The sequence below is a fragment of the Streptomyces sp. XM4193 genome (assembly GCF_023072595.1).
Lineage (GTDB): Bacteria > Actinomycetota > Actinomycetes > Streptomycetales > Streptomycetaceae > Streptomyces.
The window spans coordinates 443,581-459,672 of the sequence record NZ_JALLGK010000003.1 but is presented as its reverse complement, the minus strand read 5'-3'; the positions used below and the strand labels follow the sequence as shown (position 1 = coordinate 459,672).

The window sequence follows — 16,092 nt, the reverse complement described above, 5'->3', positions numbered from 1 at the left end:
ACACTGGGGTCCTCTCGACCGGGCGGCCCGCCGCGCGCAGTGTCACCCACGGATCGAGCCCGCGCTCGACCGTCGGCGCAACACCATCGAGTGCGCCACCCACCACGCGCTCACCACCGCACGCTCCGCACACTCGCGTTCACCACCGCGCGCGGGGACGCCGGGCGCCGCATCCACCCGATGCCGCGTCCGGCGAGCGGCGCGTCCGCCCGAGGCCGCGGCCGCCCCAACGGCGTTCGCCGCACACCGTGTTCACCACTCGCCCGACCGACGGCCGGGCTCACTCCGAAGGGAAAAACCGTGCCACCGCTTGCCCCCGCCGACCCGACCGTGCTGCATCCGATCCCCGACCACCCGCGGGTCGTTCTGCTGAAGCCGCTGGTCACCTCGCCCCTCATCGAGGTCGGGGAGTTCTCCTACTACGACGACTCCGGGGACCCCACCGCCTTCGAACGGCACAACGTGCTCTACCACTACGGGCCGGAGAAGCTCGTCATCGGAAGGTTCTGCGCGCTGGGCGAGGGCGTGCGGTTCCTGATGAACGGTGCCAACCACCGCCTCGACGGGCCCTCCGCCTACCCGTTCCCGATCATGGGCGCTTCGTGGGGCGACCACTTCGACCTCCTGACCGGACTCGAGGGCCGCGGCGACACGGTCGTGGGCCACGACGTGTGGCTCGGCTACCGGGCGATGGTGATGCCCGGCGTACGGATCGGCCACGGGGCGATCGTCGCCGCGGGCTCCGTCGTCGTGCAGGACGTACCCGACTACGGCGTCGTCGGCGGCAACCCCGCCCGCCTCATCCGGCACCGCCACAGCGAGAGCGACATCCGCAGGCTGCTCGAACTGGCCTGGTGGGACTGGCCGTTGGAGCATCTGACCGCCCATGTGCGCACCGTGATGGCGGGCAGCGTCGAGGAGTTGGAAGCGGTGGCGCCCTCGCGGGAGGAGTGACCTCCGGCGGGAGCGGGCCCGGGGCCGCCACCGCCGGGACTCGGGCTCGGGCAGGGGCGCAGGCGGGGCGGGCTCGGGCCCGCGGGCTCGGGGCGGGGCGGGGCGGGGCGGGGCGGGGCGGGGCGTTCAACGGTGCGGGACGTCCGCGTCGGCCGTCGCCGGCGGGAGCGGCGGGCGGGAGCCGCGCGCGGAACGGCCGTTGGTGTCGCGGTCGTCGGTGTCCGGGCCGTGCCGCGGTGGTCGTCGACTACGTGCTCACCGGTGTCGGGACCGCCCTGTCACAGCCGTCCGCGTCGTGGCTTTGCAAGTTGCGGCGTGCGGCTTGCGAGTTGCGGCTCCGCGCGTCGGCTCTGTCCGCCACGACCGTCCGTCACGGCTCTGTCCGTCACGACCGTGCCGCACCACGGCTTCGCACGTACCGGCCGCCCGCGTCACAGGGGGCGGCCGAGGGCGGCCAGCAGGCGCGTTCCCGCGTCCGCGTCCGCCGCGACCGGAACGGGCGCCGCGAACAGCGTGCCCCGGTCGTGGGGCTGCGGGAGCAGCGCGGGCAGGACCGTCAGCAGCCGCTCGGCCAGCGCGCCGGGCGGCGGGCCGGCGTCCGGCGCGCTCCTCGCCCGGCGTACGTCCCAGCCGTGGACGGCCAGTTCGAGCGCACCGGTGCGGAGCAGCAGCGTACGGGCGAGCGGACGGCCGTCGACGAGCACCGCGTCGCGCCGGCCCTGCTCGGGCGCGGCCCGGCAGAGAGCGGGCAGTTCGGCGACCAGCCCGGCGAGGCGCCGGGCACGAGCCGCGACGGAACCGGCGCCGGGCGCAACCCCGTACGCGTCGGTACGGGGCCCGGTGCCGGTTGCCGGGCCGCGCCCCGTACGCGGTACGGAGCCGGGGTCGGCCACCGGGCCGCGGACGTGCTCGGAACCGGACTCCGGATCGGCGCCGGGCGCGGGGCCGCGTCCGCGGGCGCCGTCCGGCCCTGGTGTGCCCCGCTTCGGCGGTCCGTGGCCGGCCCGCGCGGACGGGGCGGGGCGCGAGTACGGGGCCGGTGCCGGGCACGGCGAACGGCCCGGTGGCGGTGCCGGTGGCGGTGCCGGGGGCGGCGGCGCCACCCGGCCGGTGACAAGCCCTTCCCGCAGGGCGCACACGGACGCGTCGAGGTGGCTGAGCAGTCGTTCGAGGTGCCAGCCCGCGCAGGGGGTCGGCAGGAAACGCTCCGTCTCGGTGAGACCGGCGAGACCGCCGACGGCGTAGTGGGCCGCGTCCTCCAGCAGCCGCCGGTTCCACCGTTCGCCGTCGCCCGCCCGTTGCTGCTCGCGGCTCGCCACCGCCCACCTCCCGTACGCCCGTGGGGCACTGCGGCCGTACGGATGCGACCGGAGCCGTCCGTACGCGCTCACCGTGCAGACGCCCGGCGGCGGCACAACTCATCGCGCGGGGCGGCCGGGCCGGTCGAGAACGCGCCCCGGCCCACGCCCGTCACGCGGTACGAGTCGCGGGTACGGCGTGCAGTACGACGCGCGGTACGAATCGCGGATATGACACGCAGTACGACGCGGGAGGCGGCCGGACGAGCCCCGCCGACCGGCCGGCTCGGGCGGCACCGAATCACCGGATCGAGTGGTGTTCCCCCCGTCGCCACACGTCGGTGACCAGCGGAACTCCCGGGCGGTAGGCGAGATGCACATGGCTGGGCGCGTCGAGCAGCGCGAGATCCGCCCGTGCGCCCGGGGCGAGCCGTCCGACGTCCTCGCGCCGCAGAGCGGCGGCGCCCCCGGCGGTCGCCGACCACAGCGCCTCGTCCGGTGTCATCCCCATCTCCCGCACCGCGACGGCGATGCAGAAGGGCATCGAACTGGTGAAGGACGAACCGGGGTTGCAGTCCGTGGAGAGCGCGACGCTCACACCGGCGTCCAGCAGGCGTCGGGCGTCCGGGTAGACGGCGCGGGTGGAGAACTCGCAGCCCGGCAGCAGCGTGGCGACGGTCGTTCCCGAGGCGAGCGCGTCCACGTCCGCGTCGGTGAGGTGGGTGCAGTGGTCCGCCGAAGCCGCTTCCAGCTCGACCGCGAGACGGACGCCGGGGCCGTGGGAGAGCTGGTTGGCGTGCACCCGGGGCAGCAGACCGCGGGCCTTGCCCGCGGTCAGGATCGCGCGCGCCTGGTCGCCGTCGAAGGCGCCCTCCTCGCAGAAGACGTCGACCCAACGGGCGTGCGGCGCACAGGCGTCGAGCATCGCACCGGTGACGAGGTCGACGTATCCGGCCGGGTCGTCGGCGTACTCGGGCGCGACGATGTGGGCGCCGAGGTAGGTGACCTCCTCGGTGTGCGCCGCCGCGATCCTCAGAGCCCTCGCCTCCTCCTCCACGGTGAGGCCGTAGCCGGACTTGGTCTCCACCGTGGTGGTGCCCTGCCGGAGCATCTCGGTCAGATGGGCGGCGAGGTTGGCCGAGAGTGCGTCGTCGTCCGCCGCGCGGGTGGCCGAGACGGTGGAGCGGATTCCTCCCGCGGTGTAACTGCGGCCGGACATCCGGGCGTTGAACTCGGCGGTGCGGTCACCGGCGAAGACCAGATGGGAGTGGGAGTCCACGAAGCCCGGTACGACCGCCCTGCCCGCCGCGTCGAACGCGTTGTCAGTGGCGGGTGCTTTGCTGGACTCGCCTGCCCAGACGACGCGTTCGCCCTCCAGGACGAGCGCCGCGTCCGGGATCAGCCCCAGCGGACCGGTGCCGAGGGAGGGGTCGTTGGTGACCAGAGTGCCGATGTGGTGGATCAGCGTGCTCCGGCTGTGCGCCGCGGTGCGGTCGGGTGCGGCCCGGTCCGGGGCGGTGGCCGGCGCGGTGCTGTGCGGCGCGGTGCGCTGCTGTGCTGTGCGCTTTCGCGGTGTGCGGTCCGGTGTGGTGCGGTCTGCGTGGGCGTCGGACACGAGAGTGCTCCCTGGGGTCCGCCGAGGCGGTTGGGGGTGGTTCGGATCGGGTGCGCCGCGGTGCGGGGGCACGGCGTCGGGGGCCGCCGGCGCTGCCCCGCGCGTACGGGCCACGGAGCCCGTCCCCGGCGGCCGCAGCGCCGGAACGACCGGCAGTGTCGGCGCCGGCAGCACCGGCGGCAGATGTGTCAGTGCACCGCGGCGATCGTCGTCGCCAGCTCGCCGGGCACATCGGGGCGCAGTGTGTGCACCCCGTCCCGGACGATGTGCCGACCGGCGACCACCGTGTGCCGCACGTCTGCGCCGGTTCCCGCGAATACCGCGGTCTCGGCGGCCAGTCGGGCCGTAGGGCCCGCGGTGCGGACGGTGTTGAGCGCAAGGGTGGTGAAGTCCGCCGCCGCGCCCGTCGCGAGCCGCCCCGCCTCGGGCCAGCCGAGCGCGGTGTGCCCGTGCTCGGTCGCGGAGCGCAGCAGCGCCCCCGCGCTCCAGTGACCGCGGGCTCTGGTGCGCAGCCGTTCGTTCAGCTCCATCGCACGCGCCTCCTCCCAGAGGTCGATGACGGCGTGGCTGTCGCTGCCGAGGCTCAGCGGGCTGCCCGCCCGCTCCAGTGCGACTGCGGGGCCGATCCCGTCGGCGAGATCGCGCTCCGTGGTGGGGCACATGCACACGCCTGTCCGCGAGCCGCCCAGGAGGTGGATGTCGTCTTCGGTCAGATGCGTGGCGTGCACCGCCGTCGTACCGCTGCCCAACGCCCCGCTGTCGTGCAGCAGTCGGGTGGGGGTGCGGCCGTGCGCGGCGAGCGCGGCCTCGTTCTCCGCGGGCTGCTCGGAGAGGTGCACGTGCAGCGGTGCACCGCGACCGCGCGCCCAGTCCGCCACCGTGCCCAGTTCGTCCGCGGGGACGGCGCGCACCGAGTGGATGGCCGCGCCGATCCTGGCGTGGTCGCTGCCGGTGAGCCGGTCGACCCGGGCGGCCCACCGCTGCGCGGTGCCGTCGGAGAAGCGCAGTTGGGACTCTTCGGGAGGGGTGCCGAAGCCGGCCGAGAGATAGCAGGCGTCGAGCAGGGTGATCCGGATTCCGGCTTCGCCCGCGGCGGCGATCAGGGCCTCGCCCATGGCGTTGGGGTCCGCGTACGGAGCACCGCCCGGGGCGTGGTGAAGGTAGTGGAACTCCCCGACGCAGGTGATTCCGGCCAGTGCCATCTCGGCATAGGTCGCGCGTGCCAGGGCGAAGTAGCTGTCCGGCGTGAGGTTGTCGGCCACCCGGTACATCACCTCGCGCCAGGCCCAGAAGGAGTCCGGGGCCCGCCCGCCCGGGCCGTCCCGTGCGCCGAGCCCGCCGCCCGCGCCCACCTGGACGGTGCCGCGCAAGGCCCGGTGGAAGGCGTGGGAGTGGGCGTTGGCGAGGCCCGGCACCGTCAGCCCGCGCAGTACGACGGCCCCGGGCGGCGGTGCGTCCAGTGCGCGCACCGCGGCGATCCGGCCGCCGTCGGCCTCCAGGGCCACCCCGGTCCGGACGCCGCCGTCCACCCAGGCGTGCTCCGCCCAGTACGTCATCGGCACGCGAGGTCCTCCAGTACGTCGGCGAGTGCGACGACTCCGGCCGTGCAGTCGTCCTCGGTGGCGAATTCGGCCGGCGAGTGGGAGATCCCGGTGGGGTTGCGCACGTACAGCATCGCGGTCGGTACGGCGGAGGACAGCACGCCCGCGTCGTGGCCCGCCCCGGTCGGCAGGATCGGCACCGCGCCCGGCCCGCCCGCGCCGTGGGCCCCCGCGTCCCGCGAGACCGCGCCCCGCGAGCCGGTGCCGGCCGAGCCCGGGCCGCCGCGTTCGGCGTCCAGTCGGGCGAGGAGCGCGGCGAGCCGGTCGCGCAGCCCGCCCGCGAACTCGACGACCGGGGTGAACGACTCCCGCGTCACCTCGACCCCGATGCCGTCGGCCGCGCCGTGCTCCGCCGCGGACCGTTCGACGGCTCCCACCAGTTCGGCGAGGGTCTCCTCGTCGGCCGCTCGGGAATCCAGCCAGCCGCGCACCAGCGAGGCGATGGCGTTCACCCCGTTCGGGTCGACGGCGACCTTTCCGAAGGTGGCCAACGCCCCTGTTCTGGCGGCGTGTTCACGGGCCGCCAGCACCGTGTGCGCATAGGTCAGCATCGGGTCCCGGCGGTCGGCGAGCCGGGTGGTGCCCGCGTGGTTGGCCTCGCCCCGGAAGTCGAAGCGCCATCTGCCGTGCGGCCAGATCGCGGAGGCCACCCCCACCGGGTGCGGCCCCTCGGCGAGCGCTCGGCCCTGCTCGACGTGGAGTTCGACGAACGCCCCGATGCGGCCGAGCCGTTCGGGGTCCGCGCCGATGGACTCGGGATCGTGGCCGGCCCGTTCCATCGCCTGCGGGAGGGTGACACCGTCGGCGTCGGTCAGTCGGGCGGCCTGCTCCGCGGTGAGCCGGCCGGCGGTCAGTCGCGAGCCGACGCAGGCGAGACCGAAGCGGGCGCCCTCCTCGTCCACGAAGTTGCTGATCGCCAGCGGTCTGGTGAACTCCGCGCCGCGGGCGCGCAGTTCGTCGAGCGCCGCGAAGGCGGAGACGACGCCGAGCGGGCCGTCGAAGGCGCCGCCGTCGGGCACCGAGTCCAGGTGGGAGCCGGTCACCACCGCGTCCCGGCCGGTCGGATCGCCGTGCCAGGCCCACTGGTTGCCGTTGCGGTCGACCTCGTGGGTCAGACCGCGGCTCTCGGCCTGCGCACGGAACCAGGCGCGGCAGTCGGCGTCCGCGCCGGTCCAGGCGTACCGCCGGTACCCGCCGCTGTCCGCGTGCCGTCCGATCGGAGCCAGTTCACGCCACATCTCGACGAAGGACGAGCCGCTCCCGGTCCCGCTCCCGGCTTCGCGCCCGGTCCCGCTTCCGGCTTCGCGCCCGGTCCCGCTCCCGGCTTCGCGCCCCTCCGGAGCGCCGCGCCCCGCCTGCGCACCGCTCTCCGCCGAAGGCGCGGTCATGCCCCCCCGCCCTCGCGCATCGGGATGCGCACCTCACGCTCGGCGGCGACCTCCTCGGCCCGGTCGTACCCGGCGTCCACGTGCCGGATGACGCCCATGCCCGGGTCGTTGGTGAGCACGCGCTGGATCTTCTGCCCGGCGAGCGGGGTGCCGTCGGCCACCGTGACCTGGCCGGCGTGGATCGAGCGCCCCATCCCGACGCCGCCGCCGTGGTGCAGGGAGACCCAGGAGGCGCCGGAGGCGACGTTGACCATGGCGTTGAGCAGCGGCCAGTCGGCGATGGCGTCGGAGCCGTCGAGCATGCCCTCGGTCTCGCGGTAGGGCGAGGCGACCGAACCGCAGTCCAGATGGTCGCGTCCGATGGCCACGGGCGCGGAGAGCTCGCCGGAGGCGACCATGTCGTTGAAGCGCTCGCCCGCGCGCTCCCGTTCGCCGTAACCGAGCCAGCAGATACGGGCCGGCAGGCCCTGGAAGTGGACGCGCTCGCCGGCGAGTTGGATCCAGCGGGCCAGCGACTCGTTCTCCGGGAAGAGTTCGAGGATGGCGCGGTCGGTGGCCGCGATGTCCTTGGGGTCGCCGCTGAGGGCCGCCCAGCGGAACGGTCCCCTGCCCTCGCAGAAGAGCGGCCGGATGTAGGCCGGCACGAAGCCGGGGAAGTCGAACGCCCGCTCGTAGCCGACGAGTTTGGCCTCGCCGCGGATGGAGTTGCCGTAGTCGAACACCTCGGCACCGGCGTCGAGGAACCCGACCATGGCCTCCACATGGCGGGCCATGGACTCCCGGGCGCGCTGGGTGAAGTCGGCGGGCTTCTCCGCCGCGAAGGCGGCCATGTCGGCGAAGTCGACGCCGATCGGCAGGTAGGCGAGCGGGTCGTGGGCGCTGGTCTGGTCGGTGACGATGTCGATGGGCGCGCCCATCTCCAGGATGCGCGGCAGGAGTTCGGCGGCGTTGCCGAGGACTCCGATGGACAGCGGCTTGCGCTTGTCCCGGGCGTCGGTCGCCAGCTGGAGCGCCTCCTCCAGGGAGTCCGCCCGCACGTCCAGGAAGCGGTGCTCGATACGGCGCTCGATGGCGCGCGGGTCGCAGTCCACGCAGATCGCCACACCGTCGTTCATCGTGACGGCAAGTGGCTGGGCGCCGCCCATCCCGCCGAGGCCGGCGGTCAGCGTGATGGTGCCGGCCAGACTGCCGCCGAAGCGCTTGGCGGCGACGGCGGCGAAGGTCTCGTAGGTGCCCTGGAGGATGCCCTGGGTCCCGATGTAGATCCACGAACCGGCGGTCATCTGGCCGTACATGGTCAGCCCGAGGTGTTCCAGGCGGCGGAACTCCTCCCAGTTCGCCCAGTCCCCGACCAGGTTGGAGTTGGCGATCAGCACGCGCGGCGCCCACTCGTGGGTCGTCATCACCCCCACCGGTCGGCCGGACTGGACGAGCATCGTCTCGTCGTTCTTCAGGGTGCTCAGGGTGCGGCTGAGGGCGTCGAAGGAGCGCCAGTCGCGGGCGGCCCGGCCGGTGCCGCCGTAGACCACCAGCTTGTCGGGGTGCTCGGCGACCTCGGGGTCCAGATTGTTGTGCAGCATCCGCAGCGCGGCCTCCTGCTGCCAGCCCTGGGTGGTGAGCCGGTTGCCCCGTGCGGCCCGTACGGGTCGCGGTCCCGAGATGCCGGACATCGCTGTGCCTCCTCGCCTCGACTGGCTATATTCAGACACCTTACGGACTGAATAGACCTAGTCAACAGCGCACACCGGCCACTTCCGCGCACCGCGTACGGTCGACCACATGAACGACACACCGCACCTCGACGACGACTCCCCGGCCGACCGCGCCCGTGCCGCACGCAGGGACGCAGCCGTGGCGGCGGCCGTACGGCAGGGACTGGTGACGGCCGAACAGCCCGTCGCCGGACTCCTGGACACGGCGGCGCTGCGCGAGTCCGCCGGCGCCCTGCACGCCGCGTTCGAGGAGGTCACCGCGCCGGGGCAGCAGGTGCTGCACGCGTTCGCGGTCAAGGCTGCCCCGCTGGTCCCCGTGCTGCGGCTGCTCGACGAGCTGGGCCTGGGCTGCGAGGTGGCGAGCCCCGGCGAATCGGCGCTCGCCCGCGCCGCCGGCGTCGCCCCGCGGCGCACCGTGCTGGACTCCCCCGCCAAGACCGCCGAGGAGCTCCGCGAGGCGCTGCGCCTCGGCGTCGCGATCAACGTGGACAACCCCCAGGAGCTGGACCGGCTGGACTCGCTGCGCGGGGAACTGCCTTCGGGGCACCCGCTGCCGCCCGTCGGCCTGCGGATCAACCCGCAGCTCGGCGCGGGCAGCATCGACGCCATGAGCACCGCCACCGCCACCTCCAAGTTCGGCGTGGCCCTGGCCGACGAGGGCGCCCGCGACTGGGTGCTGGACGCCTGTCGGCAGCGCCCGTGGCTCAACCGCCTCCATGTGCACACCGGTTCGCAGGGGATACCGCTTCCCCTGATGGCCGAGGGCGTGGCCGCCGTGTACGCGCTCGCGGAGGAGGTCAACGCGGCGGCGGGGCATCAGCAGATCACCGGCATCGACATCGGCGGCGGGCTCCCGGTGAACTTCGCCTCCGACCGGACCGACCCCACCTTCGCCCAGTACGCCCGACTGCTGCGCGAGCGCACACCGGGGCTCTTCGACGGCCGGTACGCGCTGGTCACCGAGTTCGGCAGATCACTGGCGGCCAAGGCGGGCACGACCCTGGCCCGCGTCGAGTACGTGAAGTCCGCCGGCGGCCGGGCGATCGCCGTGACGCACGCCGGCGCCCAGACCGCGGTGCGCACCGTGTTCGCACCGGAGTCCTGGCCGCTGCGGATCGACGCGTACGACAGCGCCGGACTGCGCAAGCACGAGCCGGACCTCGCCCAGGACGTCGCCGGGCCGTGCTGCTTCGCGGGCGACCTGGTGGCCCGCGACCGCAGCATGCCGGCGCTGGCGGCGGACGATCTGGTGGCGCTGCTGGACACGGGGGCCTACTACTTCTCCAACCCGTTCAGCTACAACAGCCTGCCCAGACCCGCCGTCTACGGCTACACCGCCGACGAGGCGGGGACGGTCCGCTTCGCCACCGTCCGGCCAGCGCAGTCCACCGCGGAGCTGGTGGCCGAGTCCGGCGGCTCGTGCACCAACGCCCTGACCGCCCTCTGAGCCGCGACCGCCGGGCCGAGCCGCTCGGACCGCGGGAGCGGGAGCGGGAGCGGCCGGAGCGGGAGCGGCTGGAACGACCGGAGCGACCGGGAGCGGGAGCGGCCGGAGACCGGCACACGAACGCCCGCCCGCGCTCGACACCGAGGTGCCGACAGCGCGGACGGGCGGGGAGGACGGGACGGGCGGGGCTGGTCGGCGGGGCGCCGCGGCGGGCTCCGAACGGGCCGTACGCGCCTGCCGGTTCGGTGCGCGAGCCCCGGCCGCCTCAGCGCGAGGCGATCACGCGGTCGGCGAGGACGTACACCGTCTCCTCGCCGCAGGCGAAGGTCAGCGCGTACGCGCCGGAGACGCCCGAGCCGCCGAGCAGCACCGGTGTCACGCCCTCGTCCAGTGCGCGGGAGATGCGGTCCACGGTCTCCCGGTGCCCCGGCGTGAGACAGACGGTGGTGTCGTCGGCGAAGACGTAGACGTCCAGGGTGCCCAGCGGTCCGCTGCGCACGTCGGAGAGCGCGGTGCCCTCGTCGGCGAGGTGGCCGAGCCGCTCGATCGTGTGGTCGTGGTCGCCGTGCGGCGCGGAGCCGGCAGCGGACTCGGGCGCGACGGCCTGGGCCGGTACGACCGGCTCGCCCGAGAGCGAGTAGTTGGGGTCCGAGGGGTGGCGGCGACGGGCGGCCCGTCGGGCCTCGGACTCCGCCGCACCGCTCGTACCGGCGCTGTCGCGCGCGTCCGGGAGGTCGGTGTTCAGAGCCTCGGCCTCCAGGGCGTCGGCGTTCAGATCGTCGGCGTTCGTCTGCCGCGGCAGGAAGGGACGCACGTCCCCGCCCGGGCCGCCGGCGGACTCGGGGCCGGGCTCGCCCAGCAGCGCGTCGAGCAGCGCGGCGTCCACGGCGGACCCGTAGTCGCTGAAACCGGTGTGGTCGAGGCCGCCGTCGTGGCCGGCGCTCTCGTACTCCAGACCGGAGAAGGCGTACGGCACGCCGTCCTCCTCCTCGCGTGCCTCCTGGGCTGCCCAGAAGGCACGCGCCTCGGCGAGCTCGCGCTCGCGCTCCTCGGCGAGTGCGTCGGCCACTACAGCTCTGACCTCTTCCAGAGCGGGAGTGTGTCGAGCGGCGGGTACCGCGACCCGGGCGGCGAGAAGCTCCTCGCGCAGCCCCGAGATCTCGCGGCGCAGGCCGCGTGCGTGGCGGGCGGCGGCACATGCGGCCACCGCGGCCACCACGGCGACCAGCAGCAGGATCAGGGTTATAGCGCTCACGACTTTCTCCAGTACTCGGCTTCCGGTCCTAGGAATTACTACCGCAGGATTCCGCACGACACCTGTCGAACCAACCCGCAAACCGGGTAAATCCGGCCAATATTGGCTATTTGATCTTCTTCATCCCCCGCCCGAGCAGGCAAAACAAACAGCCGCCGGGTTAAACATCACATCCGCCCCGAACTTCCGCAGCCCCCGTGACACACAAGTGACCCACGCAACAGCGCGAACAAAGAACAACCAAAAACAATCACTCAAAGCTCGGCAACAACTACCGTGAGTAGAAATAAAAGGTGGCGGGGAATGCCGTATCGACATTTCCCGCCACCAGGGCGTCACGTCGCCCGTCCGGAACGCCGGTCCTGCCCGCCGCGCCGGCCCCGAGGCGTCAGCTCAGGCGCTCGATCACCATCGCCATGCCCTGGCCGCCGCCGACGCACATGGTCTCCAGGCCGAACTGCTTGTCGTGCCACTGCAGCGAGTTGATCAGCGTCGTGGTGATACGGGCGCCGGTCATGCCGAAGGGGTGGCCGACGGCGATGGCACCACCGTTGACGTTCAGCCTGTCCTCCTCGATGCCCAGGTCCCGGTACGAGGGGATGACCTGGGCGGCGAACGCCTCGTTGATCTCCACCAGATCGATGTCGGAGACCGACAGGCCGGCCCGCGAGAGCGCCTGCTTGCTGGCCTCCACCGGGCCGTACCCCATGATCTCCGGGGACAGGCCGGAGACTCCGGTGGAGACGACCCGGGCGAGCGGGGTCAGGCCCAGCTCGCGCGCCTTGGTGTCGGACATGACGACCAGGGCGGCGGCACCGTCGTTGAGCGGACAGCAGTTGCCGGCCGTGATCATCCCGTCGGGGCGGAAAGCGGGCTTCAGACCCTCGACGCCCTCCAGCGTCACCCCCGCGCGCGGACCGTCGTCCCGGCTGACGACCGTGCCGTCCGGAGTCGTGATCGGCGTGATCTCGCGCTCCCAGAAGCCGGCCGCGATGGCCTTCTCGGCGAGGTTCTGCGAACGCACGCCGAACTCGTCCATGTCGCGGCGGGTCACGCCCTTGGCGCGCGCCAGGTTCTCGGCGGTCTGACCCATGGCGATGTAGACGTCCGGGACCTTTCCGTCCTCGCGGGGGTCGGTCCAGGTCGTACCGCTCTCCTGGGCGCGCGCGGCGGTGCGGGCCTCGGCCTCCTCGAAGATTGGGTTGTGGGTGCCGGGCATCCCGTCGGAGGTGCCGTTGACGCTGCGCGAGACGGTCTCCACGCCGGCCGAGATGAAGACGTCGCCCTCACCGGCCTTGATCGCGTGCAGCGCCATCCGCGTCGTCTGGAGCGAGGAGGAGCAGTAACGGGTGATGGTGCAGCCCGGAAGGTGGTCCATCCCCAGCTGCACGGCGACCACCCGGCCGAGGTTGTGGCCCTGCTCGCCACCGGGCAGGCCGCAGCCGAGCATCAGATCGTCGATGTCGCGCGGGTCGAGCTCGGGCACCTTGGCGAGAGCGGCCGCGATGATCTCCGTGGTCAGATCGTCGGGGCGGACGTCCTTGAGCGACCCCTTGAACGCACGGCCGATCGGCGAGCGGGCGGTAGAAACGATCACTGCTTCGGGCATGACGGCTCCAGAGACGGGGAAGGGCTGACTGTCTGGGAAGCTACCCGCGCGTAGTGCACAGGTCACGGTCCTCCCGGTGTGATGCGGCTCGCAACACCCCGTCACCGCAAGCCGCTTGCGGCCGGTCGGCCGCGGGGACGACTCGCGGCCTCCCGTACGGCCGAACCGGCCCTCCGCGGACCCGAACCGTCACCGCGCACCGGCCCCTCGGACGGGACGCCGCCGGAACCCGGAACAGAACCGGAACAAAACAAGGCTTCCTTTCGTTCTCACCGGTGCACTAGCGTGCGGTCTTTGCTAACCCATTACTCTTGTACGCAAGGCCGTGCCGTGCGGCCATGGAGGAGTGAGATGAGGAGCAGTAACCCGGTCTTCTCGCGACGGGGAATCGGCCAGGGAGGCCAGGCGGGCTTCAACGCCGGCCCGCAGGCCGGGAATCCCTATGCCCAGGGCGCCCCCGCGGCGAACCCCTACGCGAACAACCCCTACGCACAGCCCCAGCCGGGCACCGCGGGCTTCCCGCCCGCCGCCCCGCCGCAGTCCGACCGGATGACGATGGACAACGTCGTCTCCAAGACCGCGATCACGCTGGGCACCGTCGTCGCCGCCGCGGCCGTCGCCTGGATCCTCAACCTGGGCATGGGCATCGCCATCGTCGGCGCGCTCGTGGCCATGGGTCTCGGCCTCTGGCAGTCCTTCAAGCGCGAGCCGTCGCCGGGGATCATCCTCGGTTACGCCGTGGCGGAGGGCATCTTCCTCGGCGCGATGAGCAACTTCGTCAACAAGTGGGCGCCCGGCGCCGCCATGCAGGCGGTCATCGGCACCATGGCGGTCTTCGCGGCCGTGCTGTTCCTCTACCGGACCGGCATCATCCAGGTGAACCGCCGCTTCATGCGGTTCGCCATCGCTGCCGGTATCGGCTACGCGGTCCTCTCGCTGGTCAACCTCGGCTTCGCGCTCTTCGGTGCCGGCGACGGCATGGGATTCCGCACCGGCTGGGTCGGCATCCTGATGGGCATCGCCGGTGTCTGCATCGCGGCGCTCTTCCTCGCCCTGGACTTCAAGCAGGTCGAGGACGGCATCGCCTACGGCGCCCCGGCCAAGGAGTCCTGGCTGGCCGCCTTCGGTCTGACGGTGACCCTGGCCTGGATCTACTTCGAGTTCCTGCGCCTGGCCTGGATCCTCAACAGCGACTGAGGCCACGCCGCTCACCGGCAGTGCCGGGCAGTGACGAACGGAGGGCCTGCGGGAGAAGCTTCCCGCAGGCCCTCCGTCGTGTCTCCACCGACAGGACGCGGTCGTGGTCGGCGTTCAGTATCTGCGCGCCGCCCGGCCCCTCCTTCTGTCGTGTTCGACGACGATCGCCTTGGCGTGGCCGCGGGCGAGCTGGTGCTCCCCGCGAAGCCAGCCGATTTTCTCCTCGAAGCGGGAGAGGGCAGGGCCCTCGTCCACCACGCGGAGCCAGTAGCCGACTTCGTGGCCGGTGCAGTCGGGGATGCGGGCGAGCAGATTCCGGTGAGTTGCTTCGTCGAAGACCTGGGACATCGGCGCCTCCGGAGGCGTTCGCAGAGCCTTCCGGCAACCGTGCCCGACCCCGCGGACGTTGGCAACACTGCCTCGGGGGCGCATAGGGTTGCGCCGTGCCCGATGTGACCGCCCTCGCGACAGCCGTGGACAGGCTCGCCGACCGTGTGCGTGCCCTGCCGCAGAGCGCGCTGCGGCGCGGCGCGGCCGAGGCGGCGTACGCCCTGTCCTGCGAACTCGCCCGGTGGGCCCAGCAGTTGGAGGAGCCCGGTACGGTGCCCCGCCCGCTGCCCCGCGTCGGTGAGTTCACCGCGGGCGACCAGCTCGCGGTGGTGGGGCACGATCTTGCCGCCGTGCTCGCCGAGCGCGGCGCTCCGGGCGATCCGGCACGAGCGCTGGCCCTGCTGGACGAGCACGCCGCCGCCCTGCGCTGAGCGCGCACCCCGCCCCCGGCCCCGGGCCGGCTGCACGCAGTCGCATCCCCGCCCCGGCGAGTACCGGCCCACCGTGCTCGCCCGGCCTCTCCGACGGACTCTCCGCCCGGCCGCCGGCTCACTCCAGGAAAAGGCCCCGCTCGGTCGCTCTGGCGTCGAACTCCTCCAACCGAGCCTGCGCTTGCGGAAGTTGGTCGCAGATCGCTTCCAGCAACGCACGTCCCAGCAGCATCGGAGCGCAGGCGGTGTCGAAGGCGAGGCCGGTGCCGACGGCGGCCGGAAGCAGGATGTCCCCGCTGCCCGCGACGGGCGCGAAGGCGCTGTCGGCCACCGTCACCACCCGCAGCCCCGCCGTGCGCGCCTGGTCCAGCGCCGCCGCGACCTCCCGGGGGTGGCGCGGCAGCGCGAAGCACAGCAGCGCGCTCGCGCCCGCCCGAACCGCCGCGTCGATACGGTCGGCGAGCATCGTGCCGCCCTCGTCGAGCAGGCGTACGTCGGGGTGGACCTTCGCGGCGAAGTAGGCGAAGCCGCGCGCCTGGGCCGACGCGGCCCGCAGCCCGAGCACCGGCAGCGGACGTGAGGCCGCGAGCAGGGCACCGGCCTCGGCCACCGGAACGGGATCCGCGAGCTGTGCGGCGAGCAACCGCAGATTCTCGATCTCGGCGTGGATGGCCTGCTGGTAGCTGTTGTCGCCGGGCGGGCCCGCGTCCTCGGTCCCGGTCGGGCCGTGCTCGCGCAGATGGCGGCGCAGCCCGGGATAACCGTCGAAGCCGAGCGCGACGGCGAACCTGGTCACCGAGGGCTGGCTGACGCCGGCGAGCTCCGCGAGTTCGACGCTGGAGAGGAACGGCGCGTCGCCGGCCCTGCGCACCAGGCACTGCGCGATCCGCCGCTGGGTCGGCGTCAGCCGGTGGCCCTCGAAGAGCCTCTGCAGCCGTGTGCTCGCTCCGCTCACACCGTTCACCTGTACCTCGCCGCCGTCCGGCCCGCGCCCGTCACGAAAGACCCACCGCCATTCATCAACTCATGACTCTGCATGACTCCATGCAGAGGGGCAAGCCGCGCCGGTCCCGGCGTTCCGCGCCGGGCGGCTGCCGTGGGCACGGGGCCGCGCGTGACCGTACGAGTCCCCGCGCCGGCCGTACGGAACCCCTCGCGCCGACCCGGCCCGCTGCGGAAAGCCGCAGTCCGGAACTGAGTGGAACTCGGGGACGACTGGGGGGTTAGCACCACTGCCGGCGGCCGGTCCCGCGGT

At 73.3% G+C, this 16,092-nt stretch carries 13 protein-coding genes; 4 read left to right on the top strand and 9 right to left on the bottom strand.

Features of this window, described 5'->3' with window-relative positions; genetic code table 11:
• Positions 1-300 precede the first annotated feature (300 nt).
• Positions 301-954, top strand: a complete 654-nt coding sequence (locus MTQ01_RS13130; protein WP_247489879.1) for a CatB-related O-acetyltransferase — start codon at positions 301-303, stop codon at positions 952-954.
• Positions 955-1,385: 431 nt separating this feature from the next.
• Here the strand turns inward: MTQ01_RS13130 and MTQ01_RS13125 are convergent, their stop codons facing one another.
• From MTQ01_RS13125 to hutU, 5 genes are all read right to left on the bottom strand, one after another.
• On the bottom strand, positions 1,386-2,273 hold the full coding sequence (locus MTQ01_RS13125; protein ID WP_247489876.1) for a maleylpyruvate isomerase N-terminal domain-containing protein: 888 nt from the start codon (positions 2,271-2,273) through the stop codon (positions 1,386-1,388).
• Positions 2,274-2,553: 280 nt separating this feature from the next.
• Positions 2,554-3,717 (bottom strand): imidazolonepropionase, encoded by a 1,164-nt coding sequence (gene hutI, locus MTQ01_RS13120; RefSeq protein ID WP_247490053.1) that lies wholly within the window; start codon positions 3,715-3,717, stop codon positions 2,554-2,556.
• 338 nt (positions 3,718-4,055) lie between these two features.
• A complete protein-coding gene (locus MTQ01_RS13115; protein ID WP_247489874.1) occupies positions 4,056-5,423 on the bottom strand; it encodes a formimidoylglutamate deiminase in 1,368 nt (455 codons plus the stop codon).
• The gene (locus MTQ01_RS13110; protein ID WP_247490051.1) at positions 5,420-6,706 is read right to left on the bottom strand and encodes an allantoate amidohydrolase; all 1,287 of its coding nucleotides are present in this window, start codon (positions 6,704-6,706) and stop codon (positions 5,420-5,422) included. The genes MTQ01_RS13115 and MTQ01_RS13110 overlap by 4 nt, the downstream gene beginning before the upstream one ends.
• A 146-nt stretch (positions 6,707-6,852) precedes the next feature.
• Entirely contained in the window at positions 6,853-8,517 is a 1,665-nt protein-coding gene (hutU, locus tag MTQ01_RS13105) for a urocanate hydratase (protein WP_247490050.1), read from the bottom strand.
• 118 nt (positions 8,518-8,635) lie between these two features.
• Between hutU and MTQ01_RS13100 the strand changes: the two genes are divergently transcribed.
• On the top strand, positions 8,636-10,015 hold the full coding sequence (locus MTQ01_RS13100; RefSeq protein WP_247489872.1) for a diaminopimelate decarboxylase: 1,380 nt from the start codon (positions 8,636-8,638) through the stop codon (positions 10,013-10,015).
• A 265-nt stretch (positions 10,016-10,280) separates the two neighbouring features.
• Here the strand turns inward: MTQ01_RS13100 and MTQ01_RS13095 are convergent, their stop codons facing one another.
• The gene (locus MTQ01_RS13095) at positions 10,281-11,270 is read right to left on the bottom strand and encodes a hypothetical protein (RefSeq protein ID WP_247489870.1); all 990 of its coding nucleotides are present in this window, start codon (positions 11,268-11,270) and stop codon (positions 10,281-10,283) included.
• 388 nt (positions 11,271-11,658) lie between these two features.
• Positions 11,659-12,879 carry an acetyl-CoA C-acetyltransferase gene (locus tag MTQ01_RS13090; RefSeq protein ID WP_247489868.1) on the bottom strand — a complete coding sequence of 407 codons (1,221 nt, stop codon included), beginning with the start codon at positions 12,877-12,879 and terminating at the stop codon, positions 11,659-11,661.
• A gap of 351 nt (positions 12,880-13,230) precedes the next feature.
• On the opposite strand from MTQ01_RS13090, the gene MTQ01_RS13085 reads away from it, so the two are divergent.
• Positions 13,231-14,076 (top strand): Bax inhibitor-1/YccA family protein, encoded by an 846-nt coding sequence (locus MTQ01_RS13085; RefSeq protein ID WP_247489866.1) that lies wholly within the window; start codon positions 13,231-13,233, stop codon positions 14,074-14,076.
• Between the two features lie 114 nt (positions 14,077-14,190).
• Here MTQ01_RS13085 and MTQ01_RS13080 read toward each other — a convergent pair whose 3' ends face one another.
• Positions 14,191-14,424 carry a DUF4287 domain-containing protein gene (locus MTQ01_RS13080; RefSeq protein ID WP_247489863.1) on the bottom strand — a complete coding sequence of 78 codons (234 nt, stop codon included), beginning with the start codon at positions 14,422-14,424 and terminating at the stop codon, positions 14,191-14,193.
• Between the two features lie 95 nt (positions 14,425-14,519).
• Between MTQ01_RS13080 and MTQ01_RS13075 the strand changes: the two genes are divergently transcribed.
• Positions 14,520-14,837 (top strand): hypothetical protein, encoded by a 318-nt coding sequence (locus MTQ01_RS13075; protein ID WP_247489861.1) that lies wholly within the window; start codon positions 14,520-14,522, stop codon positions 14,835-14,837.
• Between the two features lie 118 nt (positions 14,838-14,955).
• Here the strand turns inward: MTQ01_RS13075 and MTQ01_RS13070 are convergent, their stop codons facing one another.
• Complete coding sequence (locus MTQ01_RS13070; RefSeq protein ID WP_247489859.1) at positions 14,956-15,792, bottom strand: MurR/RpiR family transcriptional regulator; 837 nt, start codon at positions 15,790-15,792, stop codon at positions 14,956-14,958.
• Between the last annotated feature and the right edge of the window lie 300 nt (positions 15,793-16,092).

Coding starts and splice junctions, on each gene's coding strand:
- MTQ01_RS13115 (WP_247489874.1), bottom strand. CDS start 5,423: ATGACGTACTGGGCGGAGCACGCCTGGGTGGACGGCGGCGTCCGGACC.
- MTQ01_RS13110 (WP_247490051.1), bottom strand. CDS start 6,706: ATGTGGCGTGAACTGGCTCCGATCGGACGGCACGCGGACAGCGGCGGG.
- MTQ01_RS13100 (WP_247489872.1), top strand. CDS start 8,636: ATGAACGACACACCGCACCTCGACGACGACTCCCCGGCCGACCGCGCC.
- MTQ01_RS13090 (WP_247489868.1), bottom strand. CDS start 12,879: ATGCCCGAAGCAGTGATCGTTTCTACCGCCCGCTCGCCGATCGGCCGT.
- MTQ01_RS13085 (WP_247489866.1), top strand. CDS start 13,231: ATGAGGAGCAGTAACCCGGTCTTCTCGCGACGGGGAATCGGCCAGGGA.
- MTQ01_RS13080 (WP_247489863.1), bottom strand. CDS start 14,424: ATGTCCCAGGTCTTCGACGAAGCAACTCACCGGAATCTGCTCGCCCGC.